Raw genomic sequence first — 20130 nt, forward strand, 5'->3', positions numbered from 1 at the left:
GCGGGTGGGGTTCACCCGTGTCGACGATGCGAGCACGCCCGATTCATCGGTGTGGATCCGATCGTAGGGCCGAGGACCGACAGGAACCGGGAGCTCAGCTGTCGAGCCAGCCGTGTTCGTCGGCGAAGGTGGTGAACCGGTCGCGGATGGTGATGATCTCGGCGGCGGTGAGCGCCGGGGAGGCCTCCAGCAGCAGCTCGGTGATCTGCCTGCGCATGTCCTCGGACCCGAGCCGCTGGCCACCGGCCTTGCGGCCCTTGGCCGTCGACGGCGCCTGACCGACCGCGGTCAGATTGATCGCCTTGGGCCCGCGGTCACCCTCGGTGACATCGAACTCGAAGATCCGGCCCTGGCGCAGCTCGTCCTCGTCGAGGCCGATGTCGTTGACATGGACGAACACGTCGGGCCCGCCGTCGTCGGGCCGGATGAACCCGAATCCCCGTGACCCGTCGAACGACACCAATTTCCCGATGGACACCAACCAGCTCCTCAGCTCCGCTTCCCGACGCCTACTCTAACGTGGCATTTGGGCGTTTTACCCGGAAAGTGGTCAGCCGACAGACGGCGGTCACAATCGGGTAACTTTGCGTTGATCTCCACTCGTTAGCGTTCCGAATCTGTTCGGCGTGGCGTGGAGGTTGCAGGCGAGTGTTCGACCCCGGTGTACCCGTGCCGCGACCGCGCCCGGCACACGTGCCGCTGGCACCGGCCCAGGAGCGGATGTGGCACGCCGCCCGCCTGGGCCGCTCGGCGGACTGGAATGTCGCGCGGGCCATGCGATTGCGCGGCACCGGCATCGACGTGGCCGCGCTGCGATCGGCGCTGGAGCTCCTGGTGCTGCGGCACGAACCGCTGCGCACCCGCTATCCGATGACCGCTGCCGGTCCCGCCCAGGTCGTCGCCGACCCCGCCGCGCTCGACCTCGACGTGGCCGAACGCGCCGTCACCGAAGCCGAACTCGCCGCCACGATCGCGGATCTCGCGGGCCGGGCCTTCGACCTCACCCGCGACCTGCCGGTGCGGGCACGAGTGCTCGTCCTCGGTCCCGACGAGGTGGTGCTGGTGCTGGTCGTGCACCACATCTCGGTCGACGGCCGGTCGATGGGCCCGCTGATCCGCGATCTGGTCACCGCCTACCTGGCCTGCCGCGCGGGCACCGCCCCCGCCTGGGCGCCGCTGCCGTTCAGCTACATCGACTACACCCTGTGGAAGCACGACCGGCTCGGCGACTTCACCGACGAGTGGAGCCGGGCCACCCACCAGCTGCGCTACTGGGCGAATGCGCTGGCGGGCAGGCCCGCGCCGCTGAGGTTGCCCGCGCGCGAACACCTCTCGCCACCGGCGGACCCGGCGGCGGGCGCGCTGATCGCACTGTCCTTCGACGCGCGCACCCACGTGGGGCTGCTGCGGCTGGCCCAGGACGGCCGGGCCAGCCTGTTCATGGTGCTGCAGGCGGCCTTCGCGGTGACCGTCGGCGCGTTCGCGGGCAGCGCCGACGTGACGGTGGCGACCGCGGTGTCCGGGCGCGAGCACCGGCTGCTCGACGAGCTGGTCGGCAACTTCTCCGACGATGTACTGATGCGCGTGCGCCTGGACCGCGCCGCCGATGTCGAGGAGCTGCTCGAGCAGGTCCGGCGGGTCGCGCTGGCCGCCTACGCCCACCCCGACACCCCGAACCCGAGGCTCGAGCGCTGCCTGCTCCAGGACGCCGCCCTCCCGCTGTTCCAGGCGACACTGATCCTGCAGCGTGCCGCGACGCCCGCTGTCGCCTCCGCCGAACCCGCTGCCGCACAGGCACTGTCGATAACCGAGATCCCCACGGGCGTGGTGCGGGCCAAACACGATCTCGAGTTCGGCCTGACCGACCACTACGACCCGCTCGGCGCGCCCGCCGGAATCGACGGCTCGTTCTGCTATCCGCTCGCACGCTTCGACGAGGAGACCGCCGCGCGGTTCGTCGACCGCTTCCGTGGCGTGGTCGCGCTGCTGGCCGACGGCTACCGCGGCCCGCTGACCGCGCTGCCGGCCACCACCGGCCGTCGCCGGTCGGTGGGCACCGCCCGCCGGGCAGCCCGGATACTGCTCTGATCAGCCCCGTTCCAGCGGCAGCCCCGCGTCACGCCAGGCGACGATGCCCCCGTCGAGGCTGAACGCGTCGAATCCGGCCCGCCGCGTCACGGCGGCGAAGCGCTGGGAGGTCTCGCCCACCGGGCACACGAACACCACCGGCCGCGACCGGGGAAACGGAATGCCCTGGGTGAGCAGGTCGTCGAGCTGGTCGTCGCGAATGTTCACCGCGCCGGGGACGTGCCCGACCCGATAGGCCATCGCGCCGCGGGTGTCGACGACGGTGGGCCTGCCGGTGCGGTCGAGCTCGGCCAGTTCGGCGGGGGACAGCGCCGGGGCGGCGTCCCCGGGACCCGGCGCCGCGGGCGCGGCGGGCTTGCCGAACAGATCGGGCCTGCGCTGGGCGATATAGGACAGATACGGTTCGAGCCGGTCGCAGACGATGAGCACGGCCACCAGCGGCCTGCCCGCGGGCCGGGGCGCGGCCGCGAGCGCGCGCAGGGCCGCCGCGTAGGCCGCGCCGCTGGTCGGTCCGGCGAGGACCCCGAAGCCGTGGGCCAGGGTGAGGGTGGCCTCGATCGCGGTCGCGGAATCGACGGTGACGATCTCGTCGTAGAACCCCGGCTGGAACAGCCCCACCTCCCACATCTCGCGCTCGGACCGGATGCCGGGAATGAAGTCGAACCGGTCGGAGACCACCCCGACGGTGCGCAGCGCGCGATGGTGGGCGCGCAACGCGGTCGCGGTGCCGCGGGTCGAGCCGGTGGTGCCCAGGCCGCCCACGAGATAGTCCAGGGTGGCGATCCCGGCCGCGGCGAGGTCGGCGGCGATCTCGGCGCCGGTGCCGTCGTGATGGGCCGCCACATTGCGCTCGCTGGTGTACTGCGAGGGATGGAACCAGCGCCCCGGCGCCTGACCGATCGTCTGCTCGATCACCGCCGAGACATCGTCGGCCGCTTGCGGATCGGGGCATTCCGACAGTCCGGGCAGCTCCACGATCTCGGTGCCGAGCAGCTGCAACAGCTGACGGACCTCGGTGACCCGGATGCGATTGGTCACCGCGCGCAGCGGCACCCCGTGCAGGGCACCGAGCACCCGCAACGCCTTGGCGGTATTGCCGCTGGACGCCTCGATGAGCGATCGGCCCTCGGCGGTGATCCCGGCGAGGTCGTCGCGGATCATCGCCCAGGCGACCCGGTCCTTCACCGAACCGAACGGGTTGTGCGACTCCAGCTTCGCGTACAGCTCGACCTCGGCGAGCCCGTGCACCGCCGGATCGAGCCGGAGCAGGGGAGTGTCACCGATCAGCTCGGTGATGTGGGAGTAGATCATCACCGCTCCCCGGGCCGGTATCCGGCATCGGGGCACAGCACGTATCCGGCGTCCGCGCGCGTCACCGCCACCTTCACCGGGATCGGATGCATCGCGGCGCTCGCCGCCGACAGGTCCGTGAGATAGGCGGCGGTATTGGCGAACACCACCGCGTCGCCCGGCACGGGCAGCTGCTCGACGCGGACCTGGCGCTGGGTCACCAGGTCCCGTTCCAGGCACAGGTGTCCGGCGAAATACACCCCGGCGGGACCGGTTCCGGTCGCTTCGGTGAGCACGATCGGGTCGATGAGCACCTCCTGATCGGCGGCGGTGACGGTGTCGCGACTCAGATTCAGATGCACCAGCGTCGCGCCGGCACCGGTCCATTTGACGAATTCGACCTGGGCCACGGTGATCCCGGCCCGATCCACGAGCGCCTTGCCCGGTTCGAGCCAGAGTTCGAGCAGGTTGTCGGCGAGCACCCGGCTCAACGCGCGGCCGCCGTGCCCCGGCAGCGGCGCCGCGAGCAGCTCGGCGAGCAGGGCCGGAGCCGGATCGATATTGGCGTACTTGTGGAACACCGCGCGCCCGTGCACCGCGCCGTCGCTCACGTGATAGCCGAAGGTGTTGCCGCCCCAGTGCAGCGCGGGCCCCTGACCGAGCAGGCCCGCGCGCAGGGCGGTGTCGTAGGCGTCGTACCCGGTGGGGTCGCCGGTGAAGACCTGGCGCAGCCCACCGCCGATGTCGAGCACCGTCGGTGCCAGGCCGCGCGCGTAGGCACGCTCCACCAGTTCCAGGCAGTCCGCGACCGCGCGCACCCGCTCCGCGGTCGAGGCGGTGTCGAGATGGAAGGCGAACCCGCGCAGGCGCAGCCGGTCCCGATGCCGCACGAGCAGATCCAGCGCGCTGTCGATCTCGGCGAGGTCGATCCCGAACCGGCTCGGCGCGCTGCCCGCGAACCCCGACACCCGCACCAGCACCGCGGCCGGACCGAGCCCGGCGAGGGTCTCGAGCTCCCAGAGATTGTCGACATTGACCGTCACTCCCGCCGCGCCTGCCGCCGTGAGCAGCGTGATGCCCTTGGGTCCGGTGACCTCGATCCGCTCGGCCGCGAACCCCGCCGCCCGCGCCGACCGCAGCTCCGGCACCGACGCGACATCGATACCGATGCCCGCCTGCGCCGCGGTCCGCGCGAAGGCCGCGGAGCGATTCACCTTGTGCGCGTAGCAGATCCGGTAGCCGAGTCCGGCGGCGTCGAGCACGCCGCGCAGGGCGGCCAGATTGGCGGCGAACACCTGCGGGAACACCAGGTGCAGCGGTGACCCGAACCGGCGCAGCGCTTCACGCACCGCGGCCCGGTCGTCGACGAACGCGGCGACCAGCGGGGCGAGGGCGGCGGGAACGGCGGGCGGGGTCATCCCACCGACGCGCCGGGCAGCGGCGCGGGCGCCTCGTCGACGGGGTTGTAGCCGCCGTCGCGCAGTGCCTCGAAGACCCGGGACCGATGCCGTGGGCTGCGGATGCGCGCCGCCACCCGCTTGGACTCCAGATCGATCTCGAGCACCGGGATCTGCATCGACTCCAGCAGCGCGGTGATGGTGCGCACGCAGTGCTTGCAGCTCATGTCGGGCACGAAGAAGACACCGTCGTCGCCGTGCGACGTGGCCGGTGGGGCCGGGGAGGTGTCGGTGACGAGTTCGACCGTGCCCGCCAGGTCGGCGAAGGTCTCGACGAAACGGTCCACGACCGCCGCGAGCACCGATGACCCGCCGGTGTCGGCCGCCGCCGGGCACGCGGGGACGGTGCCGGGCGCCAGCAGCGCGTACTGGCGCGAGATCAGATCGAGGTCGTCGTGATACTTCGCGACGGCGGCCTCGGTGTCGAGTCCCTCCTCGGTCGTGGCGCGGCGCATCACCGCATGGGCGTCGGCGACGGTGGTGTCCTTCATCGCACGCAGCAGCGCGAGCGACTCGGCGGTGTAGCGCACCCGGCCGCCGGGCAGGGTCTCCAATCGCACCGGGATCATCCCGCGACGGAACGTGGAGGCTTGCAGTTCCCAGAACCACCGCGTCGCGACCGCGGCGAAGATCCCCGAATCCCGCAGGCCGGTGGCGAATTCGACGATGCCGCGATAGGGGGTGTCCCCGGCGATGAGCCCGTGCTGCACCAGCGCCCGCCCCGCCGCCTCGATCCCGACGCGGACGATCTCGACCGGCTCGTGATCGGTCGTGGTGCCCAGCAGCACCGCCCGGTCCGGCGCCGGGAGCGCGGCGGCCCGCTCGGCCAGGCCCGATCCGGCCACCGCGCGCCACAGCGCCAGCACGGTCTCCCTGGCGACGACGGCGAGTTCGGGCCCGGCACCCGCGGCGTGGACGTACCCCGTGTTCGGGATACCCGCCGAATCGGTCCAGGTGAGCCGGTGGGTGGCGCTGGTGACCTGCTCCGGCAGGCACGGCCGCATGAACCGTTCCAGATACAGCCGCTGGGATTCGGTCAGCGCCCGCCCGGGTTCCGGCCGTAAGGCACTGGCGCGCACTGTGATCCGCACCGTCACAGCGGCCTGGGTGGCGGCGAACAGTCCGGGCTCGGCCAGCCGGGCCAGGATCCGGGCCGTGGCGCGGCGATCGTAGTTCTGCGCGGGAGGCGTACCCATCAGTGCTCCTCGGCTCGGGGACAGGTCGTGGCTCAGCGCCGGTGACCGGCGATACCGGCCACACAGTCGAGGAAACGGTCGATCTCGTCGAGGGTGTTGTAGAGATGGGTGCTCACCCGCACCGAACCGGCCCCGTCCTCGGCCGCGGGCACACAGTGCGCACCCGTGCGGACCAGGAAACCGTCCTCGGCCAGCACGAATCCGAGATCGGCCGCGCTGATCCCGTCGAGGGTGAACGAGACGATCCCGTAGCCGACAGCACAGTCCGCGTGGGCGGGTCCGGGCAGGAACTCCAGCCCGGGCAGCGGGCGCAGGCCCTCGACCAGACGCAGCGTCAGTTCCTGGTTGTGCGCGGCGATCGCGGGCAGGCCGATCTCGTCGAGCAGATCGAAAGCCGGTGCGAGTGAGAGGATTCCGGGCAGGTTCAGCGTCCCGCCCTCCAGCAGCGCGGGCATCCCGGACCCCCGCAGACCCGCCTCGGTGACCCGCACGCCCGACCCACCCCCGGGCAGGAACGGCCGCAACCGCTCGTGCACGCGCCGATGGCAGTACAGCAGCCCGACCCCGGGCGCGCCTAACATCTTGTGCCCGGCGAACACGGCGAAATCGGCACCGAGCGCGGTGAGGTCGACCGGCAGGTGACCGCCGCTCTGCGAGCAGTCGAAGCACAGCAGGATCTCCGGATCGATCCGCCCGCGCAGCTCCTCGAGCGTGGTCAGCCCGCCGTACACGTGATGCAGGTGCGTCGTGGTGATCAACCGTGTGCGCGGACTCACCTGGGCGAGGATGTCGTCGATGTCGGACTCGCCGGCGCGGGTGCTGCGATACGGCCGCAGCACGATCCGGCGGCCGAAATGCGCGAGGGTGTCGCGCAACTGATGCCAGGGCAGCACATTGGCGGCGTGATCGGCGGGGCTGTAGAGGATCTCGTCGCCGTCGGCGAGCCCGGTCAGGCCCCAGCTGTGCGCGACCGTGCCCAGGGCGGCGGTGGCCCCGCCGGTGAACACGATCTCGTCGGGATACCGTGCCCCGAGGAAACCGGCCGCACGCGCCCGGATCGCCTCGATCCGGGCGGCCAGGGTCGTCGCCCAGCCGTAGGTGCCCCGGCCCGCGTTGGCCGTTCGCGCGCGGTGGTAGCCGGTGACCGCCGCGATGACCGACTCCGGCTTCTGCGTGGTGGCGGCACTGTCGAGATAGACCACTCCCGCCTCGCCCAGCGCGGGAAAGCGCGCCCGGACCGTGGCGGGCACCGGCGCGTGCCGGGTCGCCGGAACGGCGGCGAGCTCGGGCCGGAGGGGGTGCACGCGTTCAACGATACGCGCGGACAACACATTTCGGCCTCGACAACGGTCGAGGTGGTCAGTATCTGCCCTGCAGATAGTCGACCAGGTGCCCGCGTTCCTCGGCGAGTTCGGTGATCTCGCTCTTGACCACGTCGCCGATGCTCACGATGCCGACCAGGCGGTCCTCGCGCACCACCGGCATGTGCCGGATCCGGTGCTCGGTCATGATGTGGCGCAGCGAGGAGACGTGGTCGTCGGGCCCGCAGGTGCGCACCCGCACGGTCATGATCTCGGTGACCGGGCGATCGAGCAGGGCCGCGCCGTCACGGTCGAGGCGGCGCACCACATCGCGTTCGGAGACGATTCCGCTGATCGTCGCGCCGTCGGGGGAGACCACCACCGCGCCGATATTGTGCCCGGCCAGGACGCCGAGCAGGGCGCGCACCGTGGTCTGCGGTGGCACGGTCGCCACCGCCGCTCCCTTGTTCCGCAGGATCTCCGCTATCCGCATGGGCCACTCACTCGGGTCGCACGGGCCGTACGACTACCAGCATGCCCCGCGAACGCGGCGCTGACCAGCACGGAGAAGTTACGGACTATTCGTCGTCGAGGCCGGCCGAGAGATAGGCCGCCGCGGCCAGCCACTGCCTGCACTGGGGACCGTGCACATCGTGCTGGCGCAGCATCTCGCGCGCCTGGCGATAGGTGAGGCTGTGCGGCTCGTCGCCGCAGGCGGTGGGCGGGGCTACCGCCGCGCCGAGGTGTCGCGGGATCTCGAGGCCCACCGTGGTGGCGGCCGAGATCCGGCGGGGTGTACGAAACGGACTGCTCATCCGAGGCCCCTCACATCCGGCGCCGGTGGGTCGGTCCGGCCGGTGTGCCGTCGACCTTCCGGTGATCTCGAGGGCTGAGTCTACGGTCGCTTCGTTTGCAGATGCAAGAACATCTGCACGCCCGTTCGCGGCGTGTCGCGTCACCGATCGGCTTGTGGCGCTTGCGAATTCAGGGGGCTGGACAACCCTGTGGGCGGGGCCTGGCTGGTCCTGAGGTCGGGTAAGTACCGACCGGTGCGCCGGGTGCCGCCGCGTGTTAGTGTCCGCGTCGAATCATGCAGATGCAAGAACGTTTGAGCGTGCATCTGCAAATTTCGTACCGATGGGCATCATTCGAGAACGAGGAGTGTGGCGTGTCCGGAATCCAGCATGATCAGCGCGAACGCCCGGGCGTCGGCGCGTGGCGCAAGAGCACGTTCAGCAACCCCAGCGGCAACTGCGTCGAGCTCGCCGAGGCGACCGACGGTTCGGTGGCCGTGCGCAACTCGCGCGATCCGAAGGGCTCGGTGATCTTCTACACCCGCCCCGAGATCGACGCGTTCATCCGCGGCGCGAAGGCCGGAGAGTTCGACTATCTGACCCAGTGATCGGTAATATCGGCGTCCATGACGGCTGAACCCGACGAGATCGGTCGCGTACAACCGGTTGTCGACCGTGGCCCCACCGTGCTGCGTATCGCACTCGGTGGCCAGTTGCGCAAGCTCCGCGAAGGCAAGGGCATCACCCGTGAGGCCGCGGGCGACGCGATCCGTGGCTCCCACGCGAAGATCAGCCGGCTCGAGTTGGGCCGCACCGGATTCAAGGAACGCGACATCCGCGACCTGCTCACCCTCTACGGGGTGCACGATGTCGCCGAGCGGGAATCGTTCTTCGAACTCGCCCGGCAGGCAAGCGAACCCGGCTGGTGGCATCGCTACAGCGATCTGCTGCCGTCGTGGTTCAGCACCTACCTCGGGCTCGAACAGGCCGCCAGCCAGATCCGGACCTACGAGGCGCAACTGGTGCCGGGTCTGCTGCAGACCCCGGAGTACACCAGGGCGATGGTCACCCTCGGGTTCGACGACGCCGAGACCGAACGCCGGGTCCAGGTCCGTCAGCTGCGTCAGGACATCCTGCGCCGGGTCGACCCGCCCGTGGTGTGGGCGGTGATCGACGAGGCCGTGCTGCACCGCCCGGTCGGCGGTCGCGAGGTGCACCGCGCGCAGCTTCGCTACCTGGCCGAGCTCTCCGAGCTGCCCAATGTCACCGTGCAGGTCCTGCCGTACGCGGCGGGCGGGCACGCGGCGGCGGGCAGCTCTTTCTCGATCCTGCGCTTCGCCGAACCCGAGCTGCCCGACATCGTCTACCTCGAGCAGCTCACCAGCGCGCTGTACCTCGAGCGCAGGCAGGACCTGGCGCTGTACCTGTCGGTCATGGACCAGCTCAGCGTGCAGGCCGCCCGGCCGGACCGCTCGCGCGAGATCCTGCTGGAGTACGCCGAGCGCGACTGAGCGACGGGGGAACCGCTGACGCCGACCGGCAAGGAGCCGGTCGGCGTTTGTCGTCAGTAGCGGATACAGCCTGCGGCGATGCGCCAGAAGGTGTCGGGGGCCAGCGTCTGCAGGTCCCAGTCGTCGGCCATCTCGTGCGCGGTGGTCACGATCCGGTCGATGTCGAAGTCGTTGCGAGTCGCCGCGCCGGTGGATTCCACGGCGTCGATGACGAAGGCGACCGCGGTCTCCCTGGAGCACCCGGTGGTGATCGGGAAGGTGGTCCCCGCGCGATCGGCGAGACCGAAACGGCCTTTGGTGTTGTTCATATTGAGCGCCCCTGTGTTTAGGCAGTGGCAAACCCAGGGCAACTAATACCCCGGGTGAGCCGCTCGCGGCCTCCCCTGACTATCCCCTGAATTGTGTTGCGGCCCTGAGTTTAGGACGGGGACACTTTCAGATGCAAGCACATCTGCACGATCGATTCCGTCTCGATGCGCTGCATTTCCCGGCTTCTGAGCGGCGAATCCGCGGCGGCCCCGCGGTGCGGGCCGGGCGGATCTCCCGGGCGATGGCGTGACCGGCGGTTCATAGGTATTCCTTGGTCGCCGGAATGCCCGCCGGTGGAATCCGGAATGGCTCCGACCGGCGAATACTGTTGCGATAGTTAATTTTCGGCTATCGCGATCGCGGCGACCGCCGTGTCGATCGGCTGGGTGCCGGAGACCAGCTCGAGGGTGTGCCGAAAGGTGTTGTCCGCGACCAAGATCGACGCGAGCGCGGTGGCCACGTCGGCGCGCGGGATGTCGGCGCGCGGAATCGGCGGCGGACCGAGCGTGACCAGACCGTTGCCTTCGGCGTCGGTCAGCCGGCCGGGCCGCACGATGGTCCAGTCCAGTGTGCGGGCCCGCAGATCGTCCTCGGCGCGGGTCTTGGCGTCGAGATAGGCCGCCCACACCTCGTCGGTGCCGGGTGCCGGTGGCTGACCCGCACCCATGGTGGAGATCTGCACGAACCGGCGCACGCCGGTGCGCTCGGCGGCGTCGGCCAAGGCCACCGAGCCGCCGAGGTCCACGGTGTACTTGCGTTCGACGCCGCTGCCCGGGCCCGCGCCCGCGGCGTAGACCACCGCGTCGGAGCCGTCGAGGGCGGCGGCCAGGTCGTCGGTGGTGTCGCGTTCGAGGTCGTAGATCACCGGGACGCCACCGGTGGCGGCGACGTCGGCGGCCTGCGCGGGGTCGCGGATCAGGGCATGGACCCGGTCGCCGCGGCGGGTGAGCCGCTGGGCGAGCAGCAGAGCGATCTTGCCGTGTCCACCGGCGATGACGATGCGCATGCGAGGTGCTCCTTTCGGGCGGTCAGCGTTCCGGGCCGCCGGGATTGCAGTTGGCCGACACCGTGGCCGGGTAGCCGACATCGGGTCGCCAGGGTTCGAGGTTCCAGCTCGGCTTGTCCGGTGCCACCATCCTGGCCCAGACCCAGTGGCAGCGGAACTGGTCGAACATGCCGGGGGAGTCCGCGGTGGCGTCCGCCGCGAGGACCTCGCCCCAGGCGAGCTGATCGGCACCCGGTGCCGCGGTCTTGCGGCCCGCCACGGTCGGGAAGATCTGCAGGCGGGGGCCGTCGACGTTCTCGGTCCAGCTCACGTGATCGATGAGCGGCTGTCCGGCATAGGGATCGACCGTGGTGGTCGGCGGTGCGATGGTGGCGGGGACGCGCGGGGTGGTGCGCGTCGGCGTGGTGGTCGTGGTCGTGGTCGAGGCGGACGCGGTGGGCTCCTCGGCGGGACCGCAGCCGGCGAGCGCGGCGACCGCGCAGACGGCCAGCGCGGGGTGGTACCACCGGATCACGAACGCCTCCTGTTCCCGCGGCACCGGTACGGGCCGCCCGGCCAGCCTAGTGCGGCGGCCGCGGCCGTGCCGGTGCTCGCGCGGGCTCAGTGCCAGAGCGAGCGGCAGGGCAGGCGGCGTAAACCGGGGCCGACCTGGCCGTCCACGGTGACCAGCAGCCCGGCCGCGACCGCCGCGGAGGTGAACTCCCAGGCTTCGGCCTGGGTGGCGGCGTAGCGCAGCACCAGCACGTCCGCGGGGGTGGGGCCGTCGAAGTAGACCGTGATCCGCCGCGTGGGTATTTCGCTCCGGTCGACCGGCTGGGAGGTCGCGGCGATGTTCTCGTCGGTGCGAATCATGGCGTGCTCCTTCTGCCCCGGCGCTGGTGGGCGCCTTCCTACTCGACGGTAGGACCCCGGCCATCGAGTGGAACATGTTCTGGTCTTCGCCTGGAGATCTCACAGTTCGCCCGGCCGGTCGCGTGCGTCGACCCCAGCGGGCGCGGTACAGGGCTTGCTTCCGGCCACAGCGTCGCCGGGCGGCGATTGTGAGCCGCGCCGATCTTGCCGGAATGGGGTTCCGACGGGCCACGGTACCGGTCAGGATCGGCGGTGACGGCAGCGACACGGGAGGGACAGCCGGATGACCTGGATTGCCGCGGCGCGACGTAGTCGGCCGCGCCGGACACTGCTCGCGACGATGGTGGCGGCGCTGCTCGCGGTGACCCCTGCCGCGAGCCACGGCACCCCGCTCTACCCGAGCGCCGATCCCGACCCGATGTACGGTCAGCCCGCCGGCCTGGCCGATCACCGGCCCGGTGACGTGCTCGCGGTGCGGTCGATGCCGCCGCTGGCGATGTTCCCCGACACCACGGTCACGCTCATCCAGTTCCGTTCCACCAACTCCGCGGGCGAGCCGATCGCGGCCACCACCACCGTGCTGCAGCCGAACAACCAGCAGCCCGACGCACCGGTGCTGTCGTATCAGCACATCATCAACGGGCTCGGCGTGCAGTGCTCGGTGTCCAAGGTGCTCTACACCGACGACCCGAATCTCATGGTGCGCGAGGCGGTGTTCTGGAACGTGGCCCTGCGCCGCGGCTGGACGATGGCCCTGCCCGACCATCTCGGCCCGAACTACGCCTACGGCGCGGCGAAGCTGGGCGGACAGGTCACCCTCGACGGCATCCGCGCCATCCGTCAGGTGGAGCAGTTGCGCGTCCAGCACAGCCGGGTCGCGATGGCGGGCTACTCCGGCGGCGGCATGGCGACCGCGTGGGCGGCGGCCCTGCAACCCACCTACGCGCCCGAGGTCGAGATCGCCGGTGCGGCCATGGGCGGGGTGCCGATGAACCTGGTCTCGATGCTGGAAGGGCTCGGTTTCGGCTCGCACCCGGTGTTCGGGCTGGCGCTGGCCGCGGGGATCGGGCTGGAGCGCGAGTATCCCGAACGGTTCCCGATCAGCGACCAGATGAACGCCCGTGGCCTGGCCGCCCGCGCCGCCATCGCGAACGCCTGCACCAACGACATCCTCAGTACCGGTGCGGGGCACGGCATTCTCGACTTCGCCGCGACCACCTCCCTGGTCGACGACCCGCAGGCCCGCGCGGTGGTGGAGGAGAACAGCCTCGCGCTCTACGACGGCGCGCCCACCATGCCGGTCTTCGAATGGCATTCGCCCATCGACGGCCTGATCCCCGTCGACGCGATCACCGACACCATGCGCCGCTGGTGTGCGTCGGGCGCGCCGGTGGTCACCCAATCCACGCCGACCCCGGACCATCTCACCGCGGCCGTGCTCGGCCTGCCCGCGGCGGTGGGCTGGCTGGACGCGCGCCTGCGCGGAGAACCCGCACCCAGCACCTGCTGATCGGGCGCGCCCGAGGTTGCGATCGGGCGGCGGTGCGCACACGAGTCGGGCACGATGGCCGGACCGCGCGCCCGCGCGGGCTACCGTGAGTGCACTGACGGCGGGCGTTCTTGGGGGAGATTCGGCGGAAATCGAAGCACCGCAACGCGTCACGTCTGTCGACGATTCCGTCGCCACCCGAAGGCGTGTGTGCTATGAGATCTGTGCGTGTTCTCCTCGGTTCGCTCGTATTACTGTGCTCGGTCACCGTCGGCACCGCCGCGGCCGATCCGCCGCCGACGCCGGAATTCCCGGTGCCACAACCCGGTTCGCCCGGTTTCCTGCCCGATATCCAGCGCTGGATCGACCAGATCCTGCCGTCCCCGATCCAGACCGACGCCGCGGCCGGGGATTCCGAGGCCGAACTGGCCGCCCTGCACGCGGCGGTGCTGCCGTCACCGGTCGGCGACACGATGTTCGATCAGTGGCCCGACGGGCTGGCCGAGCTGGCACCCGGTGAACTGATCGAGGTCCGCGACATCACCGCGACCGCGGGCCTGCTCACCCTGGTCCCGTTGCGCTCGGCCGCCCTGCTGAAATTCCGCACCTCCGACGCCCAGGGCAGGCCGTCGTTCGCCACCGCCACCCTGATCGTGCCCGCCGCCGACTGGACCGGGCCGGGGGACCGCCCGGTACTGGTCAACAACCTGCCCATCGATGCGCTCGGCCGGGCCTGCACGCCGGGATACACGCTCTCGCACGGGCTCACGCTCGACACCAACATGACCGACTTCTTCCCGCCGACCACCCAGCTGGCCGCGCTGCGCGGGTACGCGGTGCTGGTGCCCGACCACGAGGGCCCCTGGATGGCCTACGCCGAGCCCTACATGGCCGGTCACGCCGTCCTGGACTCCATCCGGGCGATGCGCGGCTACGATCCGGCGGCCTACGGCGCGAGCCCGGTCGCGATGACCGGCTACTCCGGCGGCGCCATCGCCACCCACGGCGCGGCCAAACTCATCGAGTCCTACGCACCCGAACTCGCCGAGGTGATCGTCGGCGCGGCGCTGGGCGGAGTGCCCGCCGACTTCGAGATCCTCTCCCGCAGCATGAACGCCAACCTGGCCTCCGGGGTCTTCATGGCCGCGACCTTCGCCATCGGCCGCGAACGCCCACAGATCCTGGCCGCCATGAACAATCTCGCCCGCTGGGTGGCGACCTCGCCGATGAAGGACCAGTGCATCAGCGTCTTCGCCCTGCCCGGCGCCCTGCACCTGCCCATCGACATCGGCGCCAACATCACCGACCCACTGCGCTCGGACCTGGCCACCGAGATCTACGAGATCACCCGCATGTCAGGCATGCGCTCGGCGACACCGCTCTACATCTACAACGGCGAACAGGAATTCTGGATCCCCGCCGCCGGCGCCCGCAATCTCTACAACGAACAGTGCTCCCTCGGCGCGAACGCGGTCTACCGCAGCGTCTTCGGCGAACACGTCATCGGCGCGGTCACCGGCTACCCCGAAGCCATGCTGTGGCTCGACGAACGCCTACAGGGCCTCCCGGCCCACAGCGAATGCTGACCGCCGGTCCGTAGCCATCCCCGCACTCGGCTGCGGCCACGGCGGCCTCGCCTAAAACTCATATCAGTGCTATTGCCCATCCGATGCCGAGGGGGAGCGTGCTGTACGGCGATTCCTGTAGGCCTTTCTATCCAGTCGCTCTCTCGGTGGATTATTGAATTCGTCCTGGAGGCATATTCTGGCCGCCCGATTTCGATCCTTCTCGGACGGGAGGGCCCTCAGACCGGGAACAGGCCGTGTTTGCGGGGGTTCGGGCGGGACACTGCCTCTTTTTCGTGGAGGAGGCGGAGGGCGTGGCGGATCTCGAGGCGGGTGGTGGCGGGTTCGATGACGGCGTCGATGTAGCCCCGTTCGGCGGCGATCCACGGGGTGGCGACGGTGGCGTTGTACTGGTCGATCATGAATTGGCGGGCGCCCGCGCGGTCCGCGGCCGGGACCTGCTCGAGTTGCCGTTTGCCGACGATGCCGACCGCGCTCTCGGCGCCCATCACCGCGATGCGCGCCGTCGGCCAGGCCAGGCTCAGGTCGGCGCCGAGCTGTTTGCAGCCCATCACCGCGTAGCCGCCGCCGTAGGCCTTGCGCACCACCACGGTCACCATCGGGACGGTCGCCTCGATGACCGCGCGGAAGAACCGGCCGCCGCGCTTGATCACCCCGTTGCGTTCCTCGTCGACACCCGGCAGCACGCCGGGGGTGTCGACGACGAACACCAGCGGGATCCGGAAGGCGTCGCAGATCCGGATGAAATGCGTTGCCTTATCCGAGCATCGGGCGTCGAGCGCGCCGCCGAGCACCATCGGCTGATTGGCGACCACACCGACCGGCCTGCCGTCGACGCGCGCGAATCCGGTGATCAGATTGGCGGCGGTGGCGGCGGCGATCTCGTGGAAATCGCCGTCGTCGAACAGGCGGAGCAGGATGTCGTACATGTCGTAGCCGGTGCGGTCGGCGTCGGGGATGATCGTGTTCAGCTCGCGGTCGCTGTCGGTGATCCCGGGTTCGAGTCCCGGGTTGACGATCGGCGGCGGCTCGTTGCAGCTGCTCGGCAGATAGCTCAGATACGCCCGCGCCCAGGCGAAGGCGGCCGCCTCGTCGGCCGCGACATGGTGGATGGTGCCGTTGTCGGCCTGCACCCGCGCGCCGCCGAGTTCCTCCATGGTCACCGATTCGCCGGTGACCTCCCTGATCACCTCCGGCCCGGTGACGAACATGTAGGACTGCTCGGTCGCGATGAGCACATCGGTGTTCACCGGCGCGTACACCGACCCGGCCGCGCACTTGCCCAGCATGATCGAGACCTGCGGGACCAGTCCCGAGAGCTGCTCTTGACGGCGGCTCATCATCGCGTACCAGGCCAGCGAGGTGACCGCGTCCTGGATGCGGGCGCCGCCGGAATCGTTGATCGCGACCACCGGGCACAGGTTCGCCAGCGCGAAATCCAGTGCCGCGGCGACCTTGCGGCCGAACATCTCCCCGACCGACCCGCCGAACACGGTCTGGTCGTGCGCGATCACCACCACCGGCCTGCCGTCGATCTCGCCGCGGCCGGTGACAACCCCGTCGCCGTACATGGCCTCGGTGCGGCCGGGCTGCCGGACCAGTTTCCCGATCTCGACGAACGTGCCGGGGTCGAGGAGCGCGCGCACCCGCTGTCTGGCGCTGGGAATGTCTTTCGTTTTGCGTTTCGCGATACCGACCTCGCCGGCCGGTTCTTCGGCCAGTTCCAGCAGGCCCCGGAGTTCTTCCAGTTTTTCGCGCGTGACGCTCATCGGTGGTGCAGCCCTTCGAACATTCTTCGCCGTCGTTGGCGACGGTCACGAGCGTAGCCCGCACAGACTGTGAAGTGTGACCATTCCACTAGTTTTCCGGCAAAGATCCGGGTGCGGCGGCGGTCCGGGGAGCGCAAAAAATCCTGTGTGCGGTCATGGGGGTTGTTCGTGAGGTGTGGTGACCTGCCCAGAACAAAGGCGAGGTCCGGATCGGTCCGAATTCCGCGACTTATGTTCGGTCCGGTTTCGACAAGCCATTCGCTCGAATTATCGAATCGCACAGGAAGATACACCAGACGATGAAATCTCCCAGTCGCCGACGCGCGGTGCGGACAGCGGTGTTCACCGGCGTCAGCGCACTCGCCGTCGCCCTGTCCGGGGCGGGCGCGAGCGCGGCCCCGGCGCCCGCGCCCACCGAACACGATCTCGCCGAGGTGATGGCGGGCAGCCCGATCGCGGGCACCGGCTCGGCGTGCACCTCCGGCAGCGGCGCGGGCTCGGGCAACGGATCGGGCAACTGCTACGGCGGATCCGGTTCCAGCTCGGGGTCTTCGGGCGGCAAGTCCACCGACACCGTCGGTGTGGGCCCGGCGCAGACCTCGTTCCTCGGCGCCTTCGCCTACGGACTGGGCAACGGCGACGCCGCCCCGCCCGGCGCCAACGACTGGCACTGCAAGCCCACCGCCGACAAGCCGCGCCCGGTGGTGCTGCTGCACGGCACCTGGATGAACGCCTACAACGGCTACGCCTTCATGGGTCAGCCGATCAAGGACGCGGGCCTGTGTACGTTCACCTTCAACTACGGCCGTTCCAGCCTGGTCGAGGGTGGCGGCCTGGGTTCGGTGCTGCCCGGCGTGATGGGCACCGGCTACATCCAGGACTCCGCCGACCAGCTGGCCACCTTCGTCGACCGCGTGCTCGCGGCCACCGGCTCCGACGAGGTCGACATCGTCGCGCACTCCCAGGGCGGCGCGATGGCCAACTGGTACACCAAGTTCGACGGCGGCGCGGCCAAGGTGAAGAACCTGATCACCTTCGGTGCCACCCAGCACGGCACCAGCCTCGACGGCATCGGCGCGCTGGGCCGCGCCATCAACAATCTCGGCATCGACGTGCTCGGCCTGGTCGAGATCTTCGTCGGGCACGCGGGCATCCAGCAGACCATCGGCTCGGACTTCGTCAACCAGCTCAACGCGGGCGGTGACACCGTCGCCGGGGTCGACTACACGGTGGTCGGCACCCGCTACGACGAGGTGACCAACCCCTACGACCTGACCTTCCTGAAGGCCGGTCCGGGTGCCACGGTCGACAACATCACCCTCCAGGACGGTTGCGAGCAGGACGTCTCCGACCATCTCACGATGATGTACTCCCCGCGCGCGCTGTCGATCGCGCTGCGCGCGCTGGACCCGGCGGGCAACCACGAGCTCGCCTGCACCTTCAATCCCTGGCTGATCGGAGGTGGTGGATCGCTGTGACACACCGCGAAGGCGCTGCCCGTGATCGGCGGGCAGCGCCTTCGGCGTGTGTGGGGTCAGGCGGCGCTGCGGTAGCTGCGCGCGACGAGCGCGGAACGCAGGTACCACAGGCCCGAGGGCTGGGTGGGGTCGAAGCCGGTGAGCTGGCCGATCCGCTTGAGCCGGTAGTCGACGGTGTTGGTGTGCACGTGCAGCACACGCGCGGTGCGCTGGCGGTTGAGATTGTTGGCGATGTGGCGCTGCAGCGTCTCGAGCAGTTCGGGGTACTGGTCCAGCGGGTCGAGCAGCGAACCCAGGAATTCCCGGCCGGGGCCGGGGCGGGTCAGCTGGTATTCCAGCGCGAGCTCGTCGAAGCGGTACAGCCCCGAGGTCACCTCGAGCCGCTGCACCATGTCGAGCAGCTCGTGGGCCTGATCGGCGGCGTCGGGAACGCCGGTGCTGCTCGACTCGACCATCGCGGCGGTGATTCCCACCTGCGCGGCGTGCGAGAGCTGGGCGACCAGGGCGGCGAGCCCGTCGCGATCGAAGGCGTCGGCCGGGATGAGCACCGTGCCGCCGTCCACGCTGAGCAGCGACAACGCCGTCTCGCCGCAGCGTTTGGCCAGTTCGGCCTGCACGCGGCGCAGTTTGCGCCGGGCCACCACCTTGGCGTCGAGCGCGGGGTTGGCCTCCTCGCGGTGCGGGGGGATGGACAGCGCCAGCACCGCGTAGGTGTCGGCGATGGCGATCCCGCACTCGCGGGCCATGGTGGAGGTGCTGTGGCCGCCGAGCAGCGCCGAGGTCAGCGTGTGTACCGCGGTGTGGTGCTCGCTGACGACGCCGCGCAACTCGCGCACGTAGGCCAGCGAGACCTGCGCGGTGATGGTGTCGAGCAGTTCCATCACCACCTTGACGCCGTCGACGAGGTTGTCGTAGTCCTTCACCGACGCGCTCGACACCACCAGATCCAGGCCGATCTTGAAGCCCTCGGCGATCGAGTGGTGGATCGTGTCGATCGGGACGCCCTCCCTGGCCCACGCGCTGGCCGCGTCCTGCAGCCGTTGCAGCGTGTTGGGGATGTCGCGGCCGTCGAGCATGCTGACGGCGAATTCCAGGCAGATGCGGGTGATGGTGGTGACGTCACCGGAGATGGCGTCACCGGGCAGCGTGCCGCACGGCGCCACGTTCTCGACGAAGTGACCCACCATCTGCCGCGACAGCGCTCGGACGTCCTTGAGTGGCGAAGACATCGGCCGCCCGGAGATCGTCAGTGATTGCCGGGGTGGGTTGTCTACGGACATCTGTGTTCCCTTCGCCTGTTTCCGGGCTGTACCCCCCGCCGTCCAGCGACTTCACCCTAGCCAACCGGTGCGCGGAGTGGAAAGGATTGCTTGCTTATAGGTCGGCGGCACAGGCGCCGGGGCAGCCTTGGTGACCCTTCACAAGTCTGGTCGATCGCTATCGGGGGTTGTAGAGTTCACCGCGCCGGAACGAACCGATAGGGGCACCCATGATGCGACCTGCCGTCCGTTGTCTGGTCTGGGAACTGGACGAAACCCTCTGGGACGGTGTGGTCCACGACGGGACCAGCGCCGCGCCGCGCCCACCCGCGGTGCGCACGCTGCGGAAGCTGAGCGAGCGCGGCGTGCTGCATGCCGTCGCGGCCCGCGGCGACCGCGCGCGCACGCTGCACACGCTCTACCGGCACGGCCTCTACGAGATGTTCTCGGCGGTCGAGATCGGCTGGGGCCGCAAATCGGCCTCGATCGTGCGCATCGCCGACACCCTGGGCCTCGGCCTGGACGGGCTGGCGTTCCTCGACGCCGAGCCGGTGGAACGCGCCGAGGTGGCCCGCGCGCTGCCGATGGTGCGCTGCTACGCCGCCCGCAATGTCGAGATGCTGCCGCTGCTGCCCGATTTCCGGCACGACCTGCGCTCGGGCCCGCTGCCGACGCCGCCGCTGGGATTCGCGCGGGTACCCGCGCTCTGATCGGTGCGGTGCGGTGAGGGCGCGCCGCGACGCGC

The 20130-nt window shown here is 70.2% G+C and carries 20 protein-coding genes; 7 read left to right on the top strand and 13 right to left on the bottom strand.

Translation table 11 applies throughout. The annotated features are described in order from the left end of the window. Positions 1-94: 94 nt before the first annotated feature. The gene (locus ACFC06_RS02950; protein WP_375927243.1) at positions 95-481 is read right to left on the bottom strand and encodes a cold shock domain-containing protein; all 387 of its coding nucleotides are present in this window, start codon (positions 479-481) and stop codon (positions 95-97) included. Positions 482-648: 167 nt separating this feature from the next. Between ACFC06_RS02950 and ACFC06_RS02955 the strand changes: the two genes are divergently transcribed. Further along, positions 649-2088: a condensation domain-containing protein gene (locus tag ACFC06_RS02955; RefSeq protein WP_375927245.1), complete on the top strand. Its 1440-nt coding sequence runs from the start codon at positions 649-651 to the stop codon at positions 2086-2088. Here the strand turns inward: ACFC06_RS02955 and ACFC06_RS02960 are convergent, their stop codons facing one another. From ACFC06_RS02960 to ACFC06_RS02985, 6 genes are all read right to left on the bottom strand, one after another. Then, positions 2089-3399, bottom strand: a complete 1311-nt coding sequence (locus tag ACFC06_RS02960; RefSeq protein WP_375927247.1) for a pyridoxal-phosphate dependent enzyme — start codon at positions 3397-3399, stop codon at positions 2089-2091. Continuing rightward, the gene (locus ACFC06_RS02965; protein ID WP_375927249.1) at positions 3399-4796 is read right to left on the bottom strand and encodes a decarboxylase; all 1398 of its coding nucleotides are present in this window, start codon (positions 4794-4796) and stop codon (positions 3399-3401) included. Before ACFC06_RS02965 ends, ACFC06_RS02960 begins: the two co-directional genes overlap by 1 nt. After that, positions 4793-6031 (bottom strand): copper chaperone, encoded by a 1239-nt coding sequence (locus ACFC06_RS02970; protein WP_375927251.1) that lies wholly within the window; start codon positions 6029-6031, stop codon positions 4793-4795. The genes ACFC06_RS02965 and ACFC06_RS02970 overlap by 4 nt, the downstream gene beginning before the upstream one ends. A gap of 32 nt (positions 6032-6063) precedes the next feature. Next, positions 6064-7335 carry an aminotransferase class V-fold PLP-dependent enzyme gene (locus ACFC06_RS02975; protein WP_375927253.1) on the bottom strand — a complete coding sequence of 424 codons (1272 nt, stop codon included), beginning with the start codon at positions 7333-7335 and terminating at the stop codon, positions 6064-6066. Between the two features lie 55 nt (positions 7336-7390). Beyond that, positions 7391-7825, bottom strand: a complete 435-nt coding sequence (locus ACFC06_RS02980; RefSeq protein WP_375927255.1) for a CBS domain-containing protein — start codon at positions 7823-7825, stop codon at positions 7391-7393. A gap of 85 nt (positions 7826-7910) precedes the next feature. Next, complete coding sequence (locus tag ACFC06_RS02985) at positions 7911-8147, bottom strand: hypothetical protein (protein ID WP_375927257.1); 237 nt, start codon at positions 8145-8147, stop codon at positions 7911-7913. A 353-nt stretch (positions 8148-8500) separates the two neighbouring features. Here ACFC06_RS02985 and ACFC06_RS02990 point away from each other — a divergent pair, with 353 nt between their 5' ends. Together ACFC06_RS02990 and ACFC06_RS02995 are read left to right on the top strand one after the other, a co-directional pair. After that, positions 8501-8734 carry a DUF397 domain-containing protein gene (locus ACFC06_RS02990; protein WP_375927259.1) on the top strand — a complete coding sequence of 78 codons (234 nt, stop codon included), beginning with the start codon at positions 8501-8503 and terminating at the stop codon, positions 8732-8734. 18 nt (positions 8735-8752) lie between these two features. Further along, positions 8753-9637 (top strand): helix-turn-helix domain-containing protein, encoded by an 885-nt coding sequence (locus ACFC06_RS02995; protein ID WP_375927261.1) that lies wholly within the window; start codon positions 8753-8755, stop codon positions 9635-9637. A 53-nt stretch (positions 9638-9690) separates the two neighbouring features. Here the strand turns inward: ACFC06_RS02995 and ACFC06_RS03000 are convergent, their stop codons facing one another. From ACFC06_RS03000 to ACFC06_RS03015, 4 genes are all read right to left on the bottom strand, one after another. After that, positions 9691-9945 (bottom strand): hypothetical protein, encoded by a 255-nt coding sequence (locus ACFC06_RS03000; RefSeq protein WP_375927263.1) that lies wholly within the window; start codon positions 9943-9945, stop codon positions 9691-9693. Positions 9946-10283: 338 nt separating this feature from the next. After that, positions 10284-10952, bottom strand: a complete 669-nt coding sequence (locus tag ACFC06_RS03005; protein WP_375927265.1) for an SDR family oxidoreductase — start codon at positions 10950-10952, stop codon at positions 10284-10286. Between the two features lie 22 nt (positions 10953-10974). Beyond that, positions 10975-11466 carry a DUF2599 domain-containing protein gene (locus ACFC06_RS03010; protein WP_375927267.1) on the bottom strand — a complete coding sequence of 164 codons (492 nt, stop codon included), beginning with the start codon at positions 11464-11466 and terminating at the stop codon, positions 10975-10977. Positions 11467-11552: 86 nt separating this feature from the next. Next, positions 11553-11804, bottom strand: coding sequence for a hypothetical protein (locus ACFC06_RS03015; RefSeq protein WP_375927269.1), 252 nt, complete (start codon positions 11802-11804; stop codon positions 11553-11555). Positions 11805-12087: 283 nt separating this feature from the next. Here ACFC06_RS03015 and ACFC06_RS03020 point away from each other — a divergent pair, with 283 nt between their 5' ends. Both ACFC06_RS03020 and ACFC06_RS03025 read left to right on the top strand, forming a co-directional pair. Continuing rightward, on the top strand, positions 12088-13314 hold the full coding sequence (locus tag ACFC06_RS03020) for a lipase family protein (protein WP_375927271.1): 1227 nt from the start codon (positions 12088-12090) through the stop codon (positions 13312-13314). A 194-nt stretch (positions 13315-13508) separates the two neighbouring features. Further along, positions 13509-14879, top strand: coding sequence for a lipase family protein (locus ACFC06_RS03025; protein WP_375927273.1), 1371 nt, complete (start codon positions 13509-13511; stop codon positions 14877-14879). Positions 14880-15097: 218 nt separating this feature from the next. On the opposite strand, the gene ACFC06_RS03030 is transcribed toward ACFC06_RS03025, so the two are convergent. After that, the gene (locus ACFC06_RS03030) at positions 15098-16648 is read right to left on the bottom strand and encodes an acyl-CoA carboxylase subunit beta (protein WP_375927275.1); all 1551 of its coding nucleotides are present in this window, start codon (positions 16646-16648) and stop codon (positions 15098-15100) included. A 299-nt stretch (positions 16649-16947) separates the two neighbouring features. Between ACFC06_RS03030 and ACFC06_RS03035 the strand changes: the two genes are divergently transcribed. Continuing rightward, positions 16948-18126, top strand: a complete 1179-nt coding sequence (locus ACFC06_RS03035; RefSeq protein WP_375927277.1) for an esterase/lipase family protein — start codon at positions 16948-16950, stop codon at positions 18124-18126. Positions 18127-18182: 56 nt separating this feature from the next. Here ACFC06_RS03035 and ACFC06_RS03040 read toward each other — a convergent pair whose 3' ends face one another. Continuing rightward, a complete protein-coding gene (locus ACFC06_RS03040; protein WP_375927279.1) occupies positions 18183-19355 on the bottom strand; it encodes a PucR family transcriptional regulator in 1173 nt (390 codons plus the stop codon). A 260-nt stretch (positions 19356-19615) separates the two neighbouring features. On the opposite strand from ACFC06_RS03040, the gene ACFC06_RS03045 reads away from it, so the two are divergent. After that, positions 19616-20095: a hypothetical protein gene (locus ACFC06_RS03045; protein WP_278262193.1), complete on the top strand. Its 480-nt coding sequence runs from the start codon at positions 19616-19618 to the stop codon at positions 20093-20095. Positions 20096-20130 lie beyond the last annotated feature (35 nt).

It is taken from the genome of Nocardia sp. NPDC056064, assembly GCF_042266925.1.
Taxonomy (GTDB): domain Bacteria; phylum Actinomycetota; class Actinomycetes; order Mycobacteriales; family Mycobacteriaceae; genus Nocardia.

Bases quoted from the DNA above. Each gene is read 5' to 3' on its own strand.
- ACFC06_RS02970 (WP_375927251.1), bottom strand. From the start codon at position 6,031: ATGGGTACGCCTCCCGCGCAGAACTACGATCGCCGCGCCACGGCCCGG.
- ACFC06_RS02980 (WP_375927255.1), bottom strand. From the start codon at position 7,825: ATGCGGATAGCGGAGATCCTGCGGAACAAGGGAGCGGCGGTGGCGACC.
- ACFC06_RS03040 (WP_375927279.1), bottom strand. From the start codon at position 19,355: ATGTCTTCGCCACTCAAGGACGTCCGAGCGCTGTCGCGGCAGATGGTG.
- ACFC06_RS03000 (WP_375927263.1), bottom strand. From the start codon at position 9,945: ATGAACAACACCAAAGGCCGTTTCGGTCTCGCCGATCGCGCGGGGACC.
- ACFC06_RS03030 (WP_375927275.1), bottom strand. From the start codon at position 16,648: ATGAGCGTCACGCGCGAAAAACTGGAAGAACTCCGGGGCCTGCTGGAA.
- ACFC06_RS02960 (WP_375927247.1), bottom strand. From the start codon at position 3,399: ATGATCTACTCCCACATCACCGAGCTGATCGGTGACACTCCCCTGCTC.
- ACFC06_RS02965 (WP_375927249.1), bottom strand. From the start codon at position 4,796: ATGACCCCGCCCGCCGTTCCCGCCGCCCTCGCCCCGCTGGTCGCCGCG.
- ACFC06_RS02985 (WP_375927257.1), bottom strand. From the start codon at position 8,147: ATGAGCAGTCCGTTTCGTACACCCCGCCGGATCTCGGCCGCCACCACG.
- ACFC06_RS03045 (WP_278262193.1), top strand. From the start codon at position 19,616: ATGATGCGACCTGCCGTCCGTTGTCTGGTCTGGGAACTGGACGAAACC.
- ACFC06_RS03035 (WP_375927277.1), top strand. From the start codon at position 16,948: ATGAAATCTCCCAGTCGCCGACGCGCGGTGCGGACAGCGGTGTTCACC.
- ACFC06_RS03020 (WP_375927271.1), top strand. From the start codon at position 12,088: ATGACCTGGATTGCCGCGGCGCGACGTAGTCGGCCGCGCCGGACACTG.
- ACFC06_RS03015 (WP_375927269.1), bottom strand. From the start codon at position 11,804: ATGATTCGCACCGACGAGAACATCGCCGCGACCTCCCAGCCGGTCGAC.
- ACFC06_RS03025 (WP_375927273.1), top strand. From the start codon at position 13,509: ATGAGATCTGTGCGTGTTCTCCTCGGTTCGCTCGTATTACTGTGCTCG.
- ACFC06_RS02995 (WP_375927261.1), top strand. From the start codon at position 8,753: ATGACGGCTGAACCCGACGAGATCGGTCGCGTACAACCGGTTGTCGAC.
- ACFC06_RS03005 (WP_375927265.1), bottom strand. From the start codon at position 10,952: ATGCGCATCGTCATCGCCGGTGGACACGGCAAGATCGCTCTGCTGCTC.